Here is an 18,251-nt window from a genome sequence, read left to right on the forward strand (position 1 = left end):
GGGGCGCATCATGTCGGAATTCCATCTGTTCAATCACTCGGGTGTTTTCTCGATCGGCACGCCGAATCTCGCCGGTGGCCGCCACCTGCAAGTGTTTCTCTCGGTGCCGCAAGCGACCAACCGCGCGTCCGGTTACGGCACGCTGACGCAAGCGACGAATCCGCCGCTGCACATCGAATCCTCGTTTTACGGTTCCGTGTACTCGCTGGGCCTGGCCAACGGCCAGCAGGTCTACGCGCTGCAAGGCGCGGCCGTGCCGCCGATCCCGGGCGCGCCGCATGTGACGCAACTGGTGATCACGCTCGACAGCGTGTGGGGCAAGGTCGGCAAGGCCGCGTACAAGTACGTGATCGGCAGCCAGTTCGAGGAAGTCGCGGATCAGCCCGTCTCGGTCCAGTGGCTGCTGCAGAACGGCGAGCGCGCGGCCTGAGGCTTCGGCGGTTCGTCCTCGTGACGGATAGCTGACTCCCGCATCGCGGCATGACGAAAAACTCGCCCCATTCATTCGATCGGGCGAGTTTTTCATTGGCGGTGCCGCGCGGGCACCTACAGACCCGCGAGGATGTCGTTCAGCTCGGCAGCCAGCGACGCATCCCCGGCGGCCGGCACACGCAGCGCATCGACCGCCTCCGCCAGCGCTTCGAGCGAGGGATTGCGCATCAGCTCGACCAGCGCGACGTCCACGCCGAGGCTCGCGCGAATCGACGACTGCGCCTGCATCGCCGCGAGCGAATGGCCGCCGAGTTCGAAGAAACGATCGGTGCGCCGCACCGGCTCGACGCCAAGCACGCGCGACCAGATGCCGGCCAGCGCGATCTCGGTGTCGCCGCGCGGCAGCGCGGGCGCCTCGCCACCGGTCTCGTCACTCGCCTGCGCCACCGGCTCCGGCAGCGCGGCGCGGTCGATCTTGCCGTTCGGATTCAGCGGCAGCGCGTCAAGCACCACCACGGCGGCCGGCACCATGTAGTCGGGCAGCCGCGCGGCCAGCGCCGCGCGCAGCGCAGTGCCCTCTACCGCCACGCCCGCGGCCCGCGCCACGTAGGCCAGCACGCGCAGCCCGCTCGGACCGTCGCGCGTGATCACGGCCGCCTCGCGCACGCGCGGATCGTCGAGCAGCACCGCTTCGATTTCGCCGAGTTCGATCCGGAAGCCGCGGATCTTCACCTGATGATCGGCGCGGCCGAGGTAGGCGAGCGTGCCGTCCTCGTGCCAGCGGACGATGTCGCCGGTGCGATAGAGCCGCGCGCCGGGCAGCGCCGCGAACGGATCGGCCACGAAGCGCTCGGCCGTCAGCCCCGGGCGATCGTGATAGCCGCGCGCGAGCAGCGGCCCGCCGATACCCAGCTCGCCGGCCGCGCCGAGCGGTGCGAGGTTGCCCTGCGCATCGAGCACCACCAGCGTGCGGCCCGGCAGCGGGCCGCCGAGCGGAATCTGCGCCGGCACGTCCGCACCCGAAGCGGCCAGCGCGCCGCAATCGAACAACGTGGCAGTGACGGTCGCCTCGCTCGGCCCGTAGGTGTTCGCGAGCGCCACGCCGGCCAGCCCCGCCGCGCGCCAGGCGCGCACGCCGTCGGCCGGCATCGCCTCGCCGCCCGCGTGGACGCGGCGCAGCGTGGCCAGCTTGGCGCGCGCCTCGGGCCGCGCCGCGAAATCCTGCGCCAGCGCGTTCCAGTAGGCCGTGGTCAGGTCGGCCACGGTGATCCGCTCACGCGCGACCTCGTCCGCGAAGCGCGCGGTGCTCCACAGCTCCGGCCCGCGCACGATCAGCGTGGCGCCGGCGGCGAGCGTCGGGAAGACCTGCTCGACGAAGCCGTCGAAGTTGAAGGTCGAGAACTGCAGCACGCGGTCGGTCTCGCCGATCCCGAACATCGCGATCGACACTTCGGTGTGGCGCGCCAGCGCGTCGTGCGTGATGCCGACACCCTTCGGCCGCCCGGTGGAGCCCGAGGTGTAGATCAGGTAGGCGAGATGGCCCGCCTCCACCGCGTCGGGCGGCACGGAGCTGGCATAGCCGCCCGCTTCGGCGACGAGTTCGGCAAGGTCGAGCGTGGCCACCGGCATCCGTTCGCGCTCGGCGGCGCCCGCGCCTTCGGTCAGCGCGAGCACGATGCCGCTGTCCTCGATCATCATCGTCAGGCGTTCGGCCGGATACGACGGATCGAGCGGCACGTAGGCGCCGCCCGCCTTCAGCACGCCGAGGATCGCGACGATCATGCCGAGCGAGCGCTCGATCGCGATGCCGACGCGCACGTCGGGGCCGACGCCGGCCGCGCGCAGCGCATGCGCGACGCGGTTCGCGCGCGCCTCGAGCGTACCGTAGTCGAGCGAAGCACCGTCGTGGACGAGCGCCACCGCCTCGGGCCGGCGCGCGGCCTGCGCGGCGATCCGGCGATGCACGGGCGGCAGCGCGCCGGTCTCGGCGCCGCGCCCCCATTGCGCGAGTTGCGCGCGCTCGGCGGCCGGCAGCGGATCGAGCGCGCCGAGCCGGGCCTCCGGATCGGCCGCGAACGCGTCGAGCAGCGCGCCCAGCTGGGCGGCCAGCCGCTCGACCTGCGCCGGCGCGAACAGGTCGCTCGCGTAGGCGAACTCGATGTCGAGCAGGTCGGCCTGGCCGGCGGTGGCCGCGCGTGACGGGCGGCCGTGCGTGACCGACAGCGTCAGCGGATAGCTGGTGCGGTCCTCGTTGCGCAGCCCCGAGAAGCGCAGGCCGTGCGGCGACGCCTCGTCGAGCATCGCATCGACCGGATAGTTCTCGAACACCACCAGCGTGTCGAACAGCGGCTGGCCGCCGTCGATGCCGGCGCGGCGCTGGATCTCCACGAGCGGCAGGTGTTCATGCTCGCGGGCGGCCACGCCGTCGCGCTGCACGGCCGCGAGCCAGTCGCTCACGCGCATCGACGGCAGCGGCGCGCCGATCACCGGAATCGTGTTGATGAACAGGCCGAGCATCTGTTCGGCGCCTGGCAGCGCGTCGGGGCGGCCGGCGACGGTCGCGCCGCAGCTCACGCTGCGCTGGCCCGTGTAGCGTTGCAGCAGCAGCAGCCAGGCGGCCTGCACCAGCGTGTTCAGCGTGGCGCGCCGCGCCTTCGCGAACGCGGCGAGCCTTGCGCTGCGCTCGGCGTCGCACACCAGCCGCACGATGCCGTGGCGCGCCACCGGCGCGGCGCCGGCGGCCGGCGCCGGTAGTGATCGGGCCAGCAGCGTGGGGCCGTCGAGGCGCGCGGTCTGCTCGCGCCACCAGGCGTCGCTGGCCTCGCGCGGCTGCGCGGCGAGCCAGCCGATGAAGCGGCGATAGCGCGGCGGCGTGCCGGCCGGCGGCGTGCCGCCGTAGGTCGCCAGCACCTCGGCCAGCAGCTGCGCGGCGCTCCAGCCGTCGAGCAGCGCGTGATGGAAGGTCCAGACGACGTGATGGCGCGCCGGCCCGGTGCGCAGCAGCGCCACGCGCCAGAGCGGCGGGCATGCCAGATCGAAGCCGCGCGCGAGATCGTCGGCCGCGAAACGGTCGAGGCGCGCGTCAAGGCTGTCCGCCGCGCTGTCGCGCCAGTCGGCCAGCAGGAACGGCGTGTCGACGGTGCGCGTCACCCATTGGCGCGGCATGTCGTCAAACGACAGGAAGCCGGTGCGCAGGATCTCGTGGCGCGTCGCGACAGCCGCCCAGGCCGCTTCGAAATGCGCCGCGTCGAGCCCGTCCACGTCCACGCGCAACTGGTTGACGTAGGCGCCCTGCTGCGCGCCGAGCAGGCTGTGGAAGACGATGCCGGCCTGCATCGGCGCGAGCGGATAGAGATCGACGAGATCGGCCGGCGCCACCGGCAGCGCGTCGAGGCGGCCCTGGTCGATCGCCGCGAGCGGCACGTCGGACGGCGTGAGGCCGGCCGCGCCGCTCATGCAGTGGTCGAGCAGCGCGGCCAGTTCGGCGCGCAGGCCGGCCGCCAGCGTGTCGAGCGTGGCCGCGTCGTAGCGGTCGCCGCCCGGATGGCGGAACGTCACGAGCAGCTCGCCGTCGCGGATCTGCGCGGCGATGTCGAGCGCATGCGTTGGCGCGTTGGCCGCGGCCACGGGCCGGCCGCCCGGTTCGGCGGCGAGCCGCCAGGTGCCGGTGCGTGGCGCGTTCGTTCCTTCGTTGCCGTTTGCGTCGGCCGTACCGAGCGAGCCGTCGAGCTGGCCGAGATAGTTGAACAGCACGTCCGCGTCGCCGATCGACGTCAGCGCCGCGCGCTGCGGCGCGTCGCCGGCGTGGCGCAGCATGCCGAAGCTCGTGCCGCCGTGCGGCGCCTCGCGGCGCGCCTCCTTCACGCGCTTGATCGCGGCGCCGAGTTCGCCGGTGGGCGCGAGTGCCATCGGATAGAGGCTCGTGAACCAGCCGACCGTGCGGCTCAGGTCCGCGTCGCCGACGGGCGCGTCGCGGCCATGGCCCTCGACGTCGATGCGCAGCGTCTCGCGGCCCGCGAACCGGCACAGCACGCGGCCCGTGGCCACCAGCAGCAGGTCCGCGATCGTGGTGCGGTATGCGGCGCAGGCCGGTTGCAGCAGGCGGCGCGTGGTCTCGGCATCGAGACTGACGGACGCCGAGCCGGCTTGCGGCTGTGCGGCCCCTTCGGCTGCGGCGCGCGACGGCAGCGTGCCGTCGACGTCGGCGAGCGCGCGCCAGTAGTCGAGGCTCGCGGTGATCTCGGGGCGCCGTGCCGCCTCGTGCAGACGGCGCGCGAACAGCGGATACGACAGCGTGGGTGCCGGCAGCGCCAGCGCCTCGCCCGCCTCCAGCTGGCGGTAGGCGCGATGCAGATCGTCGAGCAGGATGCGCCACGACACGGTGTCGACGGCCAGATGGTGGATCGCGATCGCAAGACGCCAGCTGCCGTCCGCCACGCCGATCAGGAGCGCGCGCAGCAGCGGGCCGGCGCCGATGTCGAGCGCGCCCTGGATCGTGTCGCAAGCCGCATCGATGCCGGTGGCCGGTACGCCGGTCACGGTCGCGACCAGCGGCGCCCGATCCTGCTCCCGGTCCGGCGCGGCGAGGCACTGGCGCCAGCCGGTGGCGGCGTCGTGCGCGAAGCGCAGCCGCAGCGACGGATGCGCGGCCACCACGGCCTGTATCGCCTGCTCCAGATGCCCGGCGTCGGGCGCCGCATCGAGATGCAGCAGGACCGACTGGTTCCAGTGATTGCGGTTCGCGAGCGGCTTCGACAGGAACCACGCCTGCACCGGCACGAGCGGCACCGCGGCGCCTTCGGCGAGCGCGGCGGCTTCCTCGGCGGCCGTGTCGGCGGTGCCGGCATCGGCGCGCCCGATCGGCTCGGCCACCGCCGCGAGTTCGACGATCGTCGACTGCTCGAAGATCTGCCGTGCGTGGAGCCGATAGCCGGCCTGCCGCGCCCGCGCGACGATCTGCAATGCGAGGATCGAATCGCCGCCGAGGTCGAAGAAATCGTCATGGCGGCCCACGCGCGGCACGCGCAGCAGCGTGGCCCAGATCGCGGCGAGGTCGGTTTCGATGCCGTCGTGCGGGGGTTCGTGGTTCGTGCCGTCGTCGGTTGCGGCTTCCGGCGCCGGCAGCGCGCGCCGGTCCACCTTGCCGTTCGGACTCAGCGGCAGCGCATCGAGCACCACGATGCGCCACGGCACCATGTAGTCGGGCAGGCGTGTGGACAGCGCGGCGCGTAGCGCTGCCGGGTCGAGCGCTTCGGATGCGTCTCCCGTTACGTAGGCGATCAGCCGTCCGTCGAGCGCCACCACCACCGCTTCGCGTACCGAGGGCAACGCCGTCAGCGCCGATTCGATCTCGCCAAGCTCGATCCGCAGCCCGCGGATCTTCACCTGATGATCGATGCGGCCGAGATAATCGAGCACGCCATCCGTGCGCCAGCGCGCAAGATCGCCGGTGCGATAGAGCCGCGCGCCGGGTACGGTTGCGAACGGGTCCGGCACGAAGCGCTCGGCCGTCAGGTCCGGACGCCCCAGATAACCACGCGCGAGACCCGCACCGCCGAGGTACAACTCGCCCGGCACGCCCGGCGGCACCGGGTTCAGTCGTGCATCGAGTACCCAAGTTTGCGTCGCCGCGATCGGGCGGCCGATCGGTACCGCGCGGCCTGCTTCATCGACGCAGGTCCATGCGGTCACGTCGATGGCGGCTTCGGTCGGGCCGTAGAGGTTGAACAGGCCCACGCCCGGCAACACGCTCGCCACACGTTCGCGCAGGTCGGCCGGCAGTGCTTCGCCGCTGCACACGATACGTTTCAGCGTCGCGCCGCACGCTGCGGCTTCCACTTCGCTCGCCACGAATACCTGCAACATCGACGGCACGAAGTGCAACGTCGTCACGCGATGCGCCACGATCGTTTTCGCCAGTTCCGCTGGATCGCGATGTGCGCCCGGCGCCGCGATCGCGAGCCGCGCGCCCACCATCAGCGGCCAGAAGAATTCCCAGACCGACACGTCGAAGCTGAACGGCGTCTTTTGCAACACCGCCTCGCCACGCTGCAATCCATATTCGCGCTGCATCCAGACGAGGCGGTTCGACAGGCCATCATGGCGGTTGCCGACGCCCTTCGGGCGCCCGGTCGAGCCTGAGGTGAAGATGACGTAGGCGAGGTTCGCGCCGTCGAGCTTCACGTCCGGATTGTTGGACGGGAGCGGTGAGGCATCGGACAGATCGAGCGTGTCGAGATCGATGCGCTCGACGCCGTCTCGGGACGGCAGATCGATATCGCGTTGCGCGAGCAGCAAGCCGATGCCGCTGTCGTCGATCATCGCCGCGATTCGGTCGGCAGGATACGATGGATCGAGCGGCACGTAAGCCGCGCCCGCCTTCATGATCGCGTAGAGCGCAATCACGAGTTCCGGCGAGCGCTCGGCCGAAATGCCGACGCGCGACTCCACACCAACGCCACGCGTGCGCAGCCAATGCGCGAGGCGATTCGCGCGTGCGTTCAGTTCGGCATAGGTCAACGTCATGTCGCCGAACGCGAGCGCTTCATCGTCAGGATACGCCACCGCATGACGTTCGAACGCATGGAACACCGGTTCGATTTCGTCATAGTTCGTATCGTTGCGGCTCCATGCGTCGAGCGTCGCGCGCTCGGCATCATCGGTTAGCGCGATATCGGCAATGCGCGTATCCGGATCACCTTGCGCAATCGCGGCAACGCAGCGCTGGTAATGCGCGGCCAGACGCGCGATCGTCGCCTCGGCGAACAGTTCGCGTGCATAGCTGAATTCAAGCGTCAGCGTGCCGTCCGCATCCTCGTGCGTGTTCAGCATCAGCTCGAACTGCGCCATCGTGGTCGGCAGGCGATGCGGCTCGATCGTGAGGCCCGGCAAGCCGTCGAGCACACGCCAGTCGCGTCGCTGTTGGTTGAACATCACTTGAAACAGCGGGCTGTGGCTGAGGCTGCGCTCGGGGCGCAGCGCCTCCACCAGCGCGTCGAACGGCAGATCCTGATGGGCCTGCGCACCGACCGTCTCCTGGCGCAGCCGTTCGAGCAACGTGTCCGGCGTGTCGTCGCCGTCGAAGCTCGCGCGCATCACCTGCGTATTGACGAAGAAGCCGACCAGCCGCTCGGTTTCGACGCGGTGGCGGTTCGCGACGGGCACGCCGACGCGTATATCGTCCTGCCCCGTATAGCGATGCAGCAGCGCCTGGAACGCCGCGAGCAGCACCATGAACGGCGTGGCCGAGCGGCGCTGCGCGCAGGCCTTCACCGCCTGCGCCAGCGAGGCAGGCAGCGTCAGCGCGTGGCGGCCGGCGGTATAGCCGGCCTGCGCGCCTCGCACGCCGTCCATCGGCAACGACAGCACCGGGTGCGAATCGCCGAGCGTGGTCTTCCAGTAAGCGAGCTGGCGCTCGCGTTCGCCGGCATCGAGCCAGTCGCGCTGCCACGCCGCGTAATCGGCATACTGGATCGGCAGGTCCGCCAGCGGCGCCGCTTCGCCCAGCACGCGCGCACGATAGAACGCGACCAGTTCCTCCAGCAGCACCTGCACCGACCAGCCGTCCGAGACGATGTGGTGCATCGAGACAGCCAGCAACTGGCGGCTGGCGCCCGCCGCCGCTTCGCGATACAGCGCCGCGCGCAACAGCGGCCCCGCGCCGAGGTCGAACGGCTCGTCGGCCAGCGCGCGCGCCGCCGCTTCGAGGCCACCGCTCGCCACCGTCTCGTCGCGCCAGTCGATCGTCACCTGCGCGTCGACATGGGCCGTGACTTCACCGGCCTCGTTCTCGACGAAGCGCGTGCGCAGCGCGTCGTGTCGCGCGACGATCGCCGCGAACGCGTCGCGCAGCGCCGCCGCATCGACCTCGCCCGTCAGCCACAGGCCGCCCGAGATGTGATACGCACGATTCTCCGGCGACAGTTGCGCCAGCACCCATTGACGGCGCTGCGCATACGAGACCGTCACCGGCCCCGCCTGCCGCGCGCGCGGCAGGATCGGAAACTGCGCGGGGCTCACGCCGTCCGCCTGCATCTTTTCCCAGAACAGGCGTCGCTTGTCGGGCGTCAGCTCGATGAAGCGCGCGGCGATGCGGGCGGCCGTGGTCTTGTCCATGAGTGCGTTCAAAGCGAATCCATAAAGAGATCGAGGTCACGCAGCGTGTCGTCGCCGGGTTGCGCGGCACGCACGCGTTCGATGGCCTCGGCTTGCACGGCCAGCGTGCGCGCGTCGAACAGCGTGGCGAGCGGCAGGCTCGCGTTCAGGTCCAGGCCGATCCGCGCGTTCAGGCGCACGACCAGCAGCGAATGCCCGCCGAGATCGAAGAAGCTGTCGTGGCGGCCGATGCGCGTCGTGCCGAGCAGTTCGGCCCAGATCGCGGCGAGTTCGGTTTCGATGCCGGCTTGCGGGGGTTCGTGGTTCGTGCTGTCGTCGGTTGCGGCTTCCGGTGCTGGTAGTGCACGCCGGTCCACCTTGCCGTTCGGATTCAGCGGCAATGCATCGAGCACCACGATGCGCCACGGCACCATGTAGTCGGGCAGGCGCGTGGATAGCGCGGTGCGAAGCGCTGCCGGGTCGAGTGTTTCGGATGCTTCGCTCGTTACGTAGGCGATCAGCTTGCCGTCGAGTGCTATTACCACTGCTTCGCGTACCGAAACCAGTGCCGTCAGCGCCGATTCGATTTCGCCAAGCTCGATCCGCAACCCGCGAATCTTCACCTGATGATCGACGCGGCCCAGATAATCGAGCGCGCCGTCCGTGCGCCAGCGCGCGAGGTCGCCGGTGCGGTACAGCCGTGCGCCAGGTACGGTTGCGAACGGGTCCGGCACGAAGCGCTCGGCCGTCAGGTCCGGACGCCCCAGATAACCGCGTGCGAGGCCCGCGCCGCCAAGATACAGCTCGCCCGGCACGCCCGGTGGCACCGGGTTCAGCCGTGCATCGAGCACCCAGGTTTGCGTCGCTGCGATCGGCCGGCCAATCGGCACCGCTCGGCCCGCTTCATCAACGCAGGTCCATGCGGTTACGTCGATTGCCGCTTCGGTCGGGCCATACAGGTTGAACAGGCCCACGCTCGGCAACACGTTCGCCACGCGTTCGCGCAGGTCGGCCGGCAGTGCTTCGCCGCTGCACACGATACGTTTCAGCGTCGCGCCGCATGCGGTTGCCTCTGCTTCGCTCGCCACGAATGCCTGCAACATCGACGGTACGAAATGCAACGTCGTCACGCGATGCGCCACGATCGTCTTCGCCAGTTCCGCCGGATCGCGATGTGCGCCCGGTGCCGCGATTGCGAGCCGCGCGCCCACCATCAGCGGCCAGAAGAATTCCCACACCGACACGTCGAAGCTGAACGGCGTCTTTTGCAGCACCGTCTCGCCGCGCTGCAATCCATATTCGCGCTGCATCCAGACGAGGCGGTTCGACAGGCCATCATGGCGGTTGCCGACGCCCTTCGGGCGCCCGGTCGAGCCTGAGGTGAAGATGACGTAGGCGAGGTTCGCGCCGTCGAGCTTCACGTCCGGATTGTTGGACGGGAGCGGTGAGGCATCGGACAGATCGAGCGTGTCGAGATCGATGCGCTCGACACCATCACGGGACGGCAGATCGATATCGCGTTGCGCGAGCAGCAAGCCGATGCCGCTGTCGTCGATCATCGCCGCGATCCGGTCCGCCGGATAGGACGGATCGAGCGGCACGTAAGCCGCGCCCGCCTTCATGATCGCGTAGAGCGCGATCACGAGTTCCAGCGAGCGTTCGGCTGAGATGCCGACGCGCGACTCCACACCGACGCCACGCATGCGCAGCCAATGCGCGAGACGGTTCGCGCGTGCGTTCAGTTCGGCATAGGTCAACGTCGCATCGCCAAACGCGAGCGCTTCATCGTCGGGATACGCCACCGCATGACGCTCGAACGCATGGAACACCGGTTCGATTTCGTCATAGTTCGTATCGTTGCGGCTCCACGCGTCCAGCGTCGCGCGCTCGGCATCGTCGGTCAGCGCGATATCAGCAATACGCGCGTTCGGATCACCCTGCACGATCGCGGCAACGCAGCGCTGGTAATGCGCAGCCAGACGCGCGATCGTCGCCTCGGCGAACAGCTCACGTGCATAGCTGAATTCGAGCGTCAGCGTGCCATCCATATCCTCGCGCGTGTCGAGCACCAGCTCGAACTGCGCCATCGGCGCAGGCAGCCGGCACGGCTCGATCGTCAGACCCGGCAAACCGTCGAGCACGCGCCAGTCGCGCCGCTGATGGTTGAACATCACCTGGAACAGCGGACTGTGGCTGAGGCTGCGCTCGGGGCGCAACGCCTCGACCAGCACGTCGAACGGCAGATCCTGATGCGCCTGCGCGCCAGTCGTCGCGTCACGCAGGCTGTCGAGCAGTTTGCCGAGCGTGTCGTCGCCGTCGAAGCTCGCGCGCATCACCTGCGTATTGACGAAGAAGCCGATCAGCCGCTCGGTCTCGACGCGGTGGCGGTTCGCCACTGGCACGCCGACGCGGATGTCGTCCTGCCCGGCATAGCGATGCAACAGCGCCTGGAACGCCGCGAGCAGCACCATGAACGGCGTGGCAGAGCGGCGCTGCGCGCAGGCCTTCACCGCCTGCGCCAGCGAGGCAGGCAGCGTCAGCGCGTGGCGGCCGGCGGTATAGCCGGCCTGCGCGCCTCGCACGCCGTCCATCGGCAGCGACAGCACCGGATGCGAATCGCCGAGCGTGGTCTTCCAGTAGGCAAGCTGGCGCTCGCGTTCGCCGGCATCGAGCCAGTCGCGCTGCCACGCCGCGTAATCGGCATACTGGATCGGCAGGTCCGCCAGCGGCGCCGCTTCGCCCAGCACTCGCGCGCGATAGAACGCGACCAGTTCCTCCAGCAGCACCTGCACCGACCAGCCGTCCGAGACGATGTGGTGCATCGAGACAGCCAGCAACTGGCGGCTGGCGCCCGCCGCCGCTTCGCGATACAGCGCCGCGCGCAACAGCGGCCCCGCGCCGAGGTCGAACGGCTCGTCGGCCAGCGCGCGCGCCGCCGCTTCGAGGCCACCGCCCGCCACCGTCTCGTCGCGCCAGTCGATCGACACCTGCTCGTCGATCCAGGCATCGACGTCGCCGGACGCGTTCGCCACGAAGCGCGTGCGCAGCACGTCGTGTCGCGCGACGATCGCCGCGAACGCGTCGCGCAGCGCCGCCGCATCGACCTCGCCCGTCAGCCACAGGCCGCCCGAGACGTGATACGCGCGGCTCGCGGGGGCCAGCTGCCACAGGAACCAGAGCCGCTGCTGCGCGTAGGACGCCGGGCCACGCAAGCGCGCATCGGCCGGCAAGCGCGGAATCGCCGAGAGTTCGGACGAACCGGCCGGAGCCGTGGCCGCGCGAGCCGGATCGACTGCACCGGCTGCCGAAGCCGACGCGTTATTGACGACGCTGCCGGCCGCCTTCGCCGCGCTCGCCGCCATCGCCTTCCCGGCCAGCTCCGCGAGCGTCAGCCGCTGGAACAGCTGCTTCGGCGTGATCGTGATGCCGGCCTTGCGCGCGCGCGCCACGACCTTCAGCCCGAGCAGCGAATCGCCGCCCACTTCGAAGAAATTCCGGCTGCGACCGATACGGCCGACGTCGATCTCGATCACGTCGGCCCAGATCGCCGCAATGATGCGCTCGGTGTCGTCCTGCGGCGCGTCGGGCGACTGCGCCGCCGCCCCGGCCACGGCCGGATCGGCGTCCGACGCCTTCGCAAGATGCGCTTCCAGTTGCACGCGCAACGCCGCGCGATCGAGCTTGCCGTTCGCGTTCAGCGGCAGCGCCTCGAGCGCGATCGCGTCGGCCGGCACCATGTAGTCGGGCAGCACGCGCGCGGCGGCGTCCAGCAGCACCGTGCCGCGCGTGCCACCCACCACGAACGCGGCGAGCCGCGTGCCGCCCGGCGCCTCGTGCGCCAGCACGGCCGCGCCGCGCACGCCGTCGATACCCGCGAGCGCGCGCTCGACCTCGGCCGGCTCGACGCGATAACCGCGCACCTTGACCTGATCGTCGGCGCGGCCACGGTATTCGAGCAGGCCGTCGGCGCCGATCCGGCCGAGATCGCCGGTGCGGTAGAGCCGCTCGCCGGCCAGGAACGGATCGGGCACGAAGCGCTCGGCGGTCAGCCCCGCGCGCCCGTGATAGCCGCGCGCCACGCCGGGGCCGCCGACATAGAGTTCGCCGTCCTCGCCGTCGGCGACGCGCGCCAGGTTCGCGTCGAGCAGATGGATTCGCATGCCGGGCAGCGCGCGGCCGAGCGGCAGGTCGCGTGTGGGCGCGGCATCGGCCGGCCACGCGTGCATCGCGACGCCGACCGTGGTTTCGGTCGGGCCGTAGTGGTTGAACACGCGGCAGGCCGGCGCGAGCGCGGTGATCCGTGCCAGCAGCGCGGCCGGCGTGCGCTCGCCGCCGACGATCAGCGCGTCGTCCGGCAGCACCTGCTCCGGCTGCGCGGCCGACAGCAGCGCAGCCAGATGGCTCGGCACGATCTTCAGCACGCCGACGCGATGCGCGGCCATGTAGCGCGCGAACGCGTCGGGCTGGAACACCAGGTCCGGCGCGATCAGATGCAGCGTGCGGCCCGACGCGAGCGCGCCGAACAGCGTCGTGTGGCCGAGGTCGGCGGCCGGCGTCGAGACCATCGCGAACGAGGCATCGTTCGGCGCGTCGAGCGTGGCAAGCATGCCGCGCACGTAGTTTGCGAGCGCGCGATGCGTGACGACCACGCCCTTCGGCTCGCCGGTCGAACCCGAGGTGTAGATCAGGTAGGCGGCGCGATCGGGATGGCGCAGCGCCGGCGAGACGTGCGGCGCGCGCGCGGCGGCCGGCGTCTCGTGATGGAACGCGAGCGGTACGGCCGCGGCCGTCTGCACGCCGCCCGGCAGCGGCACCGCGTGCAGCAGCACGGCCGCGCCGCTGTCGGCCAGCTGCGCCGACAGGCGCGCGGCGGGCGCGCGCGGATCAAGCGGCAGCCAGGTCGCGCCGGCCTTCAGCGCGGCCAGCATCGCCAGCACATGCTCGATCGAGCGTTCGGCCAGCACGGCGACGCGCGCCTCCGTGCCGATGCCGAGCGCGACGAGCCGCGCGGCCAGTGCGTCGGCCGCCGCGTCGAGTTCGGCATAGGACAACCCGCGGTCGCCGTCGCGCAGCGCGAGCCGGGCGCCGTCGCGCGCCACGTTGGCGTCCCACCGCGTCAGTAGGTCGTCGGCATCGCGCCCGTCCGGTGCATCCGCCCCGCCGGCATCGGCCGCCGCCACGGCGTCGGGCACCGCGCGTTCGAGCGGCAGTGCCGGCGCCTCGACGAGCCGTGCCGCGAACGTCGCGAAACGCGCCACGAAGCGCGCCACGAACGCGGCGTCGAACACCGCGTCGTCATAGGCGAGCAGGCAGTCGATCGATGCGCCGTTGTCGGTGAAATCGAGTGCGAGATCGAAGTGCGGCGCGTCGTTCAGCAGCACGCGCAGCTGCGCGTCGAGCGGCGCGAAACGGCGCGTATCGAACGGCCGCTGCTCGGTCAGTTTGACCTGGAACAGCGTCTCGTCGCCGTTCGCGCGGTTCGGCAGCAAGGCGCCCACCAGCCGGTCGAACGGCACGTCCTGATGCTCGTGCGCGGCCAGCACGGTGTCGCGCACGGCATCGAGCAGCGCCGCGAAACCGCGCTGCGGGTCGAGGCGCGTGCGCAGCACCTGCACGTTGATGAAATAGCCGATCAGTGCCTGCGCCTCGGGCCGCTTGCGCAGCGAAACCGGCGCGCCGACGCGGATCTCGTCGCGTCCGCTCAAGTCGTGCAGCACCGCGTTCAGCACGGCCAGCATCGCCATGAACGGCGTCGCGTGCCGCTCGGCCGCGAAGCGCCTCAGCTTCGCGGCCACCTCGCGCGGCAGCGAGAATTCAATGCCGCGCTGCGCGCCGCTCCCCCCGCTCGCGGGCCGTGCGAACAGGCGCGCGGCGGCGGCCGGATCGCCGTCGCCGGCAAGCTGCGTGCGCCAGTAGTCGAGCTGCCGTTGCAGCGCGGCCTCGCCGAGCGAGGCACGCTCCCAGGCCACATAGTCGGTGTATTGCCACGCCGGCGCATTCGTCGGCGTCGAACCGGAAGCCGAAGCCGCCCCGCGCATGCGGGCCGAGTAGGCCCGGGCGAGCGCGTCGAGCAGCACGTTCACGGACCAGCCGTCTGCCACGATGTGATGCAGCGCGATCAGCAGCCGATGCGAGTCCGGCGCGGTCCGCACCAGATGCGCGCGCAGCAGCGGCCCGGTTTCGAGATCGAACGGTGCCTGCGCGACGTCGCGCGTGACGCGGTCGAGCTCGGCGGCCGACTCGCAGACGCTCAGCGGCAGCGCGATCGCAAGCTCGGCCTCGACGATCTGCAGCGCCTCGCCCTCGTCGCCGAGTTCGAAACGCGCGCGCAACACGTCGTGCTCGCGCACCACGTCGCCGAGCGCGAGCCGCAGCGCCTCGGCGTCGAGCACGCCGTCGAGCCGCAGCTCGCCGCTCATGTTGTAGGCGGCGCTGGACGGATCGCGCAGCCAGGTCAGCCACAGGCTGCGCTGCGCATCGGCGGCGATCGCCACGCGGCGCGCCTCGGCGTCGAGCGGCGCGAACGCGACGGCCGGCGCTGCCTTGCCGAGCGCGAGACGCTCGCCGATCCGCGCGGCCGCGGCCCGCAAGGTCGGCGCAGTGAACACGTCGCGCGCCGTGTAGTCGATCGCCCAGCGCGCCTGCACGGCCGCGGCCACCTGCACGGCGGCGAGCGAGCTGCCGCCGAGCGCGAAGAAGCTCGCCGAGCCGGCCGGCTGCGCCGGCACGGCCGGCAGCAGCTCGCGCCAGATCGCGGCCAGCTCCGATTCGATACCGACGCTTGCCGCGCTTGCGGCAGCATTGCGCGCGCCGCCGCTCGCCGGTGCCGGATCCGCCGCGGCGTCGATGCGCTGACCCTGCACGAGCGTTGCATAGGCATCGAGCGAACGATCGCGCCAGCCGCGCGCGCAGGCGGCGCGCTGCACCTTGCCGCTCGACGTCTTCGGCAGGCCGCCCGGGTTCAGCAGCACGACCACGGCGGCCGGCTCGCCGCAGGCGATCGCGACGGCCTCGGTCAGCGCGGCCGCGATCGCCTCGGGCGTCGCGATCTTGCGCACGTTGCGCGACACCTCGGCCGCGATGCCGATGCCTTCCTGTCCCTGCACCTCGACGGCGAACGCGGCCACGCGCCCGCGCCGCACGAGTTCGACGTCGCGCTCGATCGCCAGCTCCAGGTCCTGCGGATAAAGATTGCGGCCGCGCACGATCAGCAGATCCTTGATGCGGCCGGCCACGAAGAGTTCGCCGTCGTGGACGAAGCCGAGATCGCCGGTGCGCAGCCAGACGGCGCCGTCGCGCTCGACGAAGCTGGCAGCCGTCGCATCGGCGCGCCGCCAGTAGCCGGCCGCGACGCTCGGGCCGCGCACGAGGATCTCGCCGATCGCGCCGATCGCGCCGGCGGCCAGCACCGCGCCGCTCTCGCGTTCGACGATCGCGATCTCGTGGCCGCTCGGTGGCGTGCCGCACGACACCAGCTCGGTGCCGGCCGCGTCGGCCAGCACGCGCCCGGCTTCCAGCGCGGCCGGATCGAAACCGGGTGCGCGCGCGCCACGCCCGCGTCCGACGCCGGACACGTAAAGCGTGGCCTCGGCGAGCCCGTAGCACGGGAACAGCGCGGCGGGATCGAAGCGCTGCGGCACGAAGCGTTCGACGAACGCATCGAGCGTCGCCTTGCGCACCGGTTCGGAACCCGAGAACGCGAGCCGCCAGCTCGACAGGTCGAGCGCGGCGCGCGCTTCGTCGCCGATGCGGTCGGCGCAGAGCCGATAGGCGAAGTCGGGACCGCCGGAAATCGTGCCGCGATGGCGCGCGATCGCCTCGAGCCAGCGCACCGGCCGTTCGAGGAAGAACTGCGGCGACATCAGCACCAGCGGAATCCCGCTGAACACGGGCTGCGAGAGCGTGCCGATCAGGCCCATGTCGTGATAGAGCGGCAGCCAGCTGACGAACACGTCGTCGGCCGTCACGCCGAGCCCCTCGCGGATCGCGATCTCGTTGGCCCACAGGCTGCCGTGCGTGACCATCACGCCCTTCGGCGTCGAGGTCGAGCCGGAGGTGTACTGCAGGAACGCGATGTCGGCGGGCGCGGCGGCATATGGCACGAACGCCCGCGCGTCGACACCGGCGTGATCGAGCCCGTCCATCTCGATGCAGGCCGCGCCCGGCGCGATCCGCGCGAACGCCTCGCCGAGCTTCCCGGCCAGCGCGCCGGTGGTCACCACGAACGCGGCGTCGGCATCGGCCGCGATCGCGGCGAGCCGCGCGAGATGCTGGCCGCGCAGCGATTCGGGCGGATAGACCGGCACCGCGATCGCGCCCGCGTAAAGACAGCCGAAAAACGCGGCGACGTAGTCGATGCCGCTGTCCATCGCGAGCAGCACGCGTGCCGCCTGCCCGCCGGCGCCGCGCTCGCGCAGCAGCGCGGCCAGCGCGATCGCGCGGCGTTCGAGCGCCGCGTAGTCGTAGCGCGTGTCGCCGTGCGCGTCGACGGTCACCAGCGCGGTGTCGGTCCCGCGCTGCACGGCCAGCGAGCGCAACCGCTCGATCATGTTCTCTGCCATTTCGTCCCTCGCCCTGCCTCTCGCCCTGCTTCCTCACAGCGCCGCGTCATGCGCGGCGATCCGGGCGCGCTGCGCGCCCGGCCCTCGTCATTCCTCGCCGAACTCGTGACGCTCGCGCGCCTGCGGTCCGTGGCGATGGTCCTGGCCCTGCCAGGCCGACACCGCGCCGTACTGGTCCTGCTGCGCCACGATGCGGTGCTGCTGCCAGTGCCGCGCGCCGGCCTCGTCGGCCGCGGCGGGCCGCGCCTGCACCACGCCCGCGTGCGACGGCGCGAAGTCGGCGGCGATCACCACGTCCACGGCAGGTGCCTGACCAAACGCGGCGCGGGCGGCCTCCGCGTTCTGTTTCTGACGTTTCAGGAACGGGCAGCGGTCGTCGGCCGGCAGGTTCGCGTCATCGAGGAAGTACTGCTTCCATTCGAGGTTGCCGGGGTCGCCGTAGAAACCCAGGTCCGGATGCGCCGCCACCTCGTCCCAGGTTTCCAGGCGCTTGCGCACCTGGTTGCGCGCCTCGCGGCCGATCACCTTGTTGGTGATGGTGTCGACGAACACGCTGCGCGGCTGGAACAGCAGCACCATGCCCGGCCCGAGGTTGCGGCTGTGGCGCGAGCGGAACGACGGGCACGCGCAGACCACGAAGGTTTCCACGCCCGCGAACGAGAATTCCCAGTCGCCGTCGGACGGATCGGGCTGCGCGTCGGCCTTCGGATCGGGATCGACGTCGTGCAGGTGCTGCAGGATCTGCCAGAAGTGCTGATGGTAGGCGTCGTGCGAGAGCGGCTCCGGGTCCGGCTCGAAGAACACCGCGATGTTGTTCTTGCGGTACTCGGGCCGCAGCGCCAGTTCCGCGAAGGTCTGCATCGTGGCGGGCAGCTGCGAGATGTCCTTGCCGTTCACGAAGGCGTAGAACATCTCGCCGCGCTTCTCGGCCATGGTGCCGAAGAAGCACGGATATTCGGGGTGCATCACCTGCTTGCGCAGCGTCTCATACGACGCGTCGAGCCAGGCCGGCGGGTTTGCGGCGGCGCCGAGCGCGCGTCCGGCGATGATGCGGCTCTTCCAGTCGCCCGGATCGAAGCCCTCGCTGCCGGGTGTCGCCACGTCGGGTTGCGGCATCACGTTGACCTTGTCCTCGGTTGATCGCATTTCATATCCTCGTTCGTC

4 protein-coding genes are annotated in these 18,251 nt (G+C 71.1%); 1 reads left to right on the top strand and 3 read right to left on the bottom strand.

Annotation, left to right across the window (positions count from 1 at the left end; all coding sequences use genetic code 11):
* Nucleotides 1-10: 10 nt before the first annotated feature.
* Nucleotides 11-430, top strand: coding sequence for a DUF1842 domain-containing protein (locus BpN12_RS08005; RefSeq protein WP_246791907.1), 420 nt, complete (start codon nucleotides 11-13; stop codon nucleotides 428-430).
* A 116-nt stretch (nucleotides 431-546) separates the two neighbouring features.
* On the opposite strand, the gene BpN12_RS08010 is transcribed toward BpN12_RS08005, so the two are convergent.
* The 3 genes from BpN12_RS08010 to BpN12_RS08020 all read right to left on the bottom strand — a co-directional run bounded on the left by BpN12_RS08010 (nucleotide 547) and on the right by BpN12_RS08020 (nucleotide 18,233).
* Nucleotides 547-8,547: a non-ribosomal peptide synthetase gene (locus tag BpN12_RS08010; RefSeq protein ID WP_246791908.1), complete on the bottom strand. Its 8,001-nt coding sequence runs from the start codon at nucleotides 8,545-8,547 to the stop codon at nucleotides 547-549.
* An 8-nt stretch (nucleotides 8,548-8,555) separates the two neighbouring features.
* Nucleotides 8,556-17,087, bottom strand: a complete 8,532-nt coding sequence (locus tag BpN12_RS08015; protein WP_246791909.1) for a non-ribosomal peptide synthetase — start codon at nucleotides 17,085-17,087, stop codon at nucleotides 8,556-8,558.
* A gap of 87 nt (nucleotides 17,088-17,174) precedes the next feature.
* Nucleotides 17,175-18,233, bottom strand: coding sequence for a YqcI/YcgG family protein (locus tag BpN12_RS08020; protein WP_246791910.1), 1,059 nt, complete (start codon nucleotides 18,231-18,233; stop codon nucleotides 17,175-17,177).
* Between the last annotated feature and the right edge of the window lie 18 nt (nucleotides 18,234-18,251).

It is taken from the genome of Burkholderia perseverans, from assembly GCF_022870505.1.
Lineage (GTDB): Bacteria > Pseudomonadota > Gammaproteobacteria > Burkholderiales > Burkholderiaceae > Burkholderia > Burkholderia plantarii.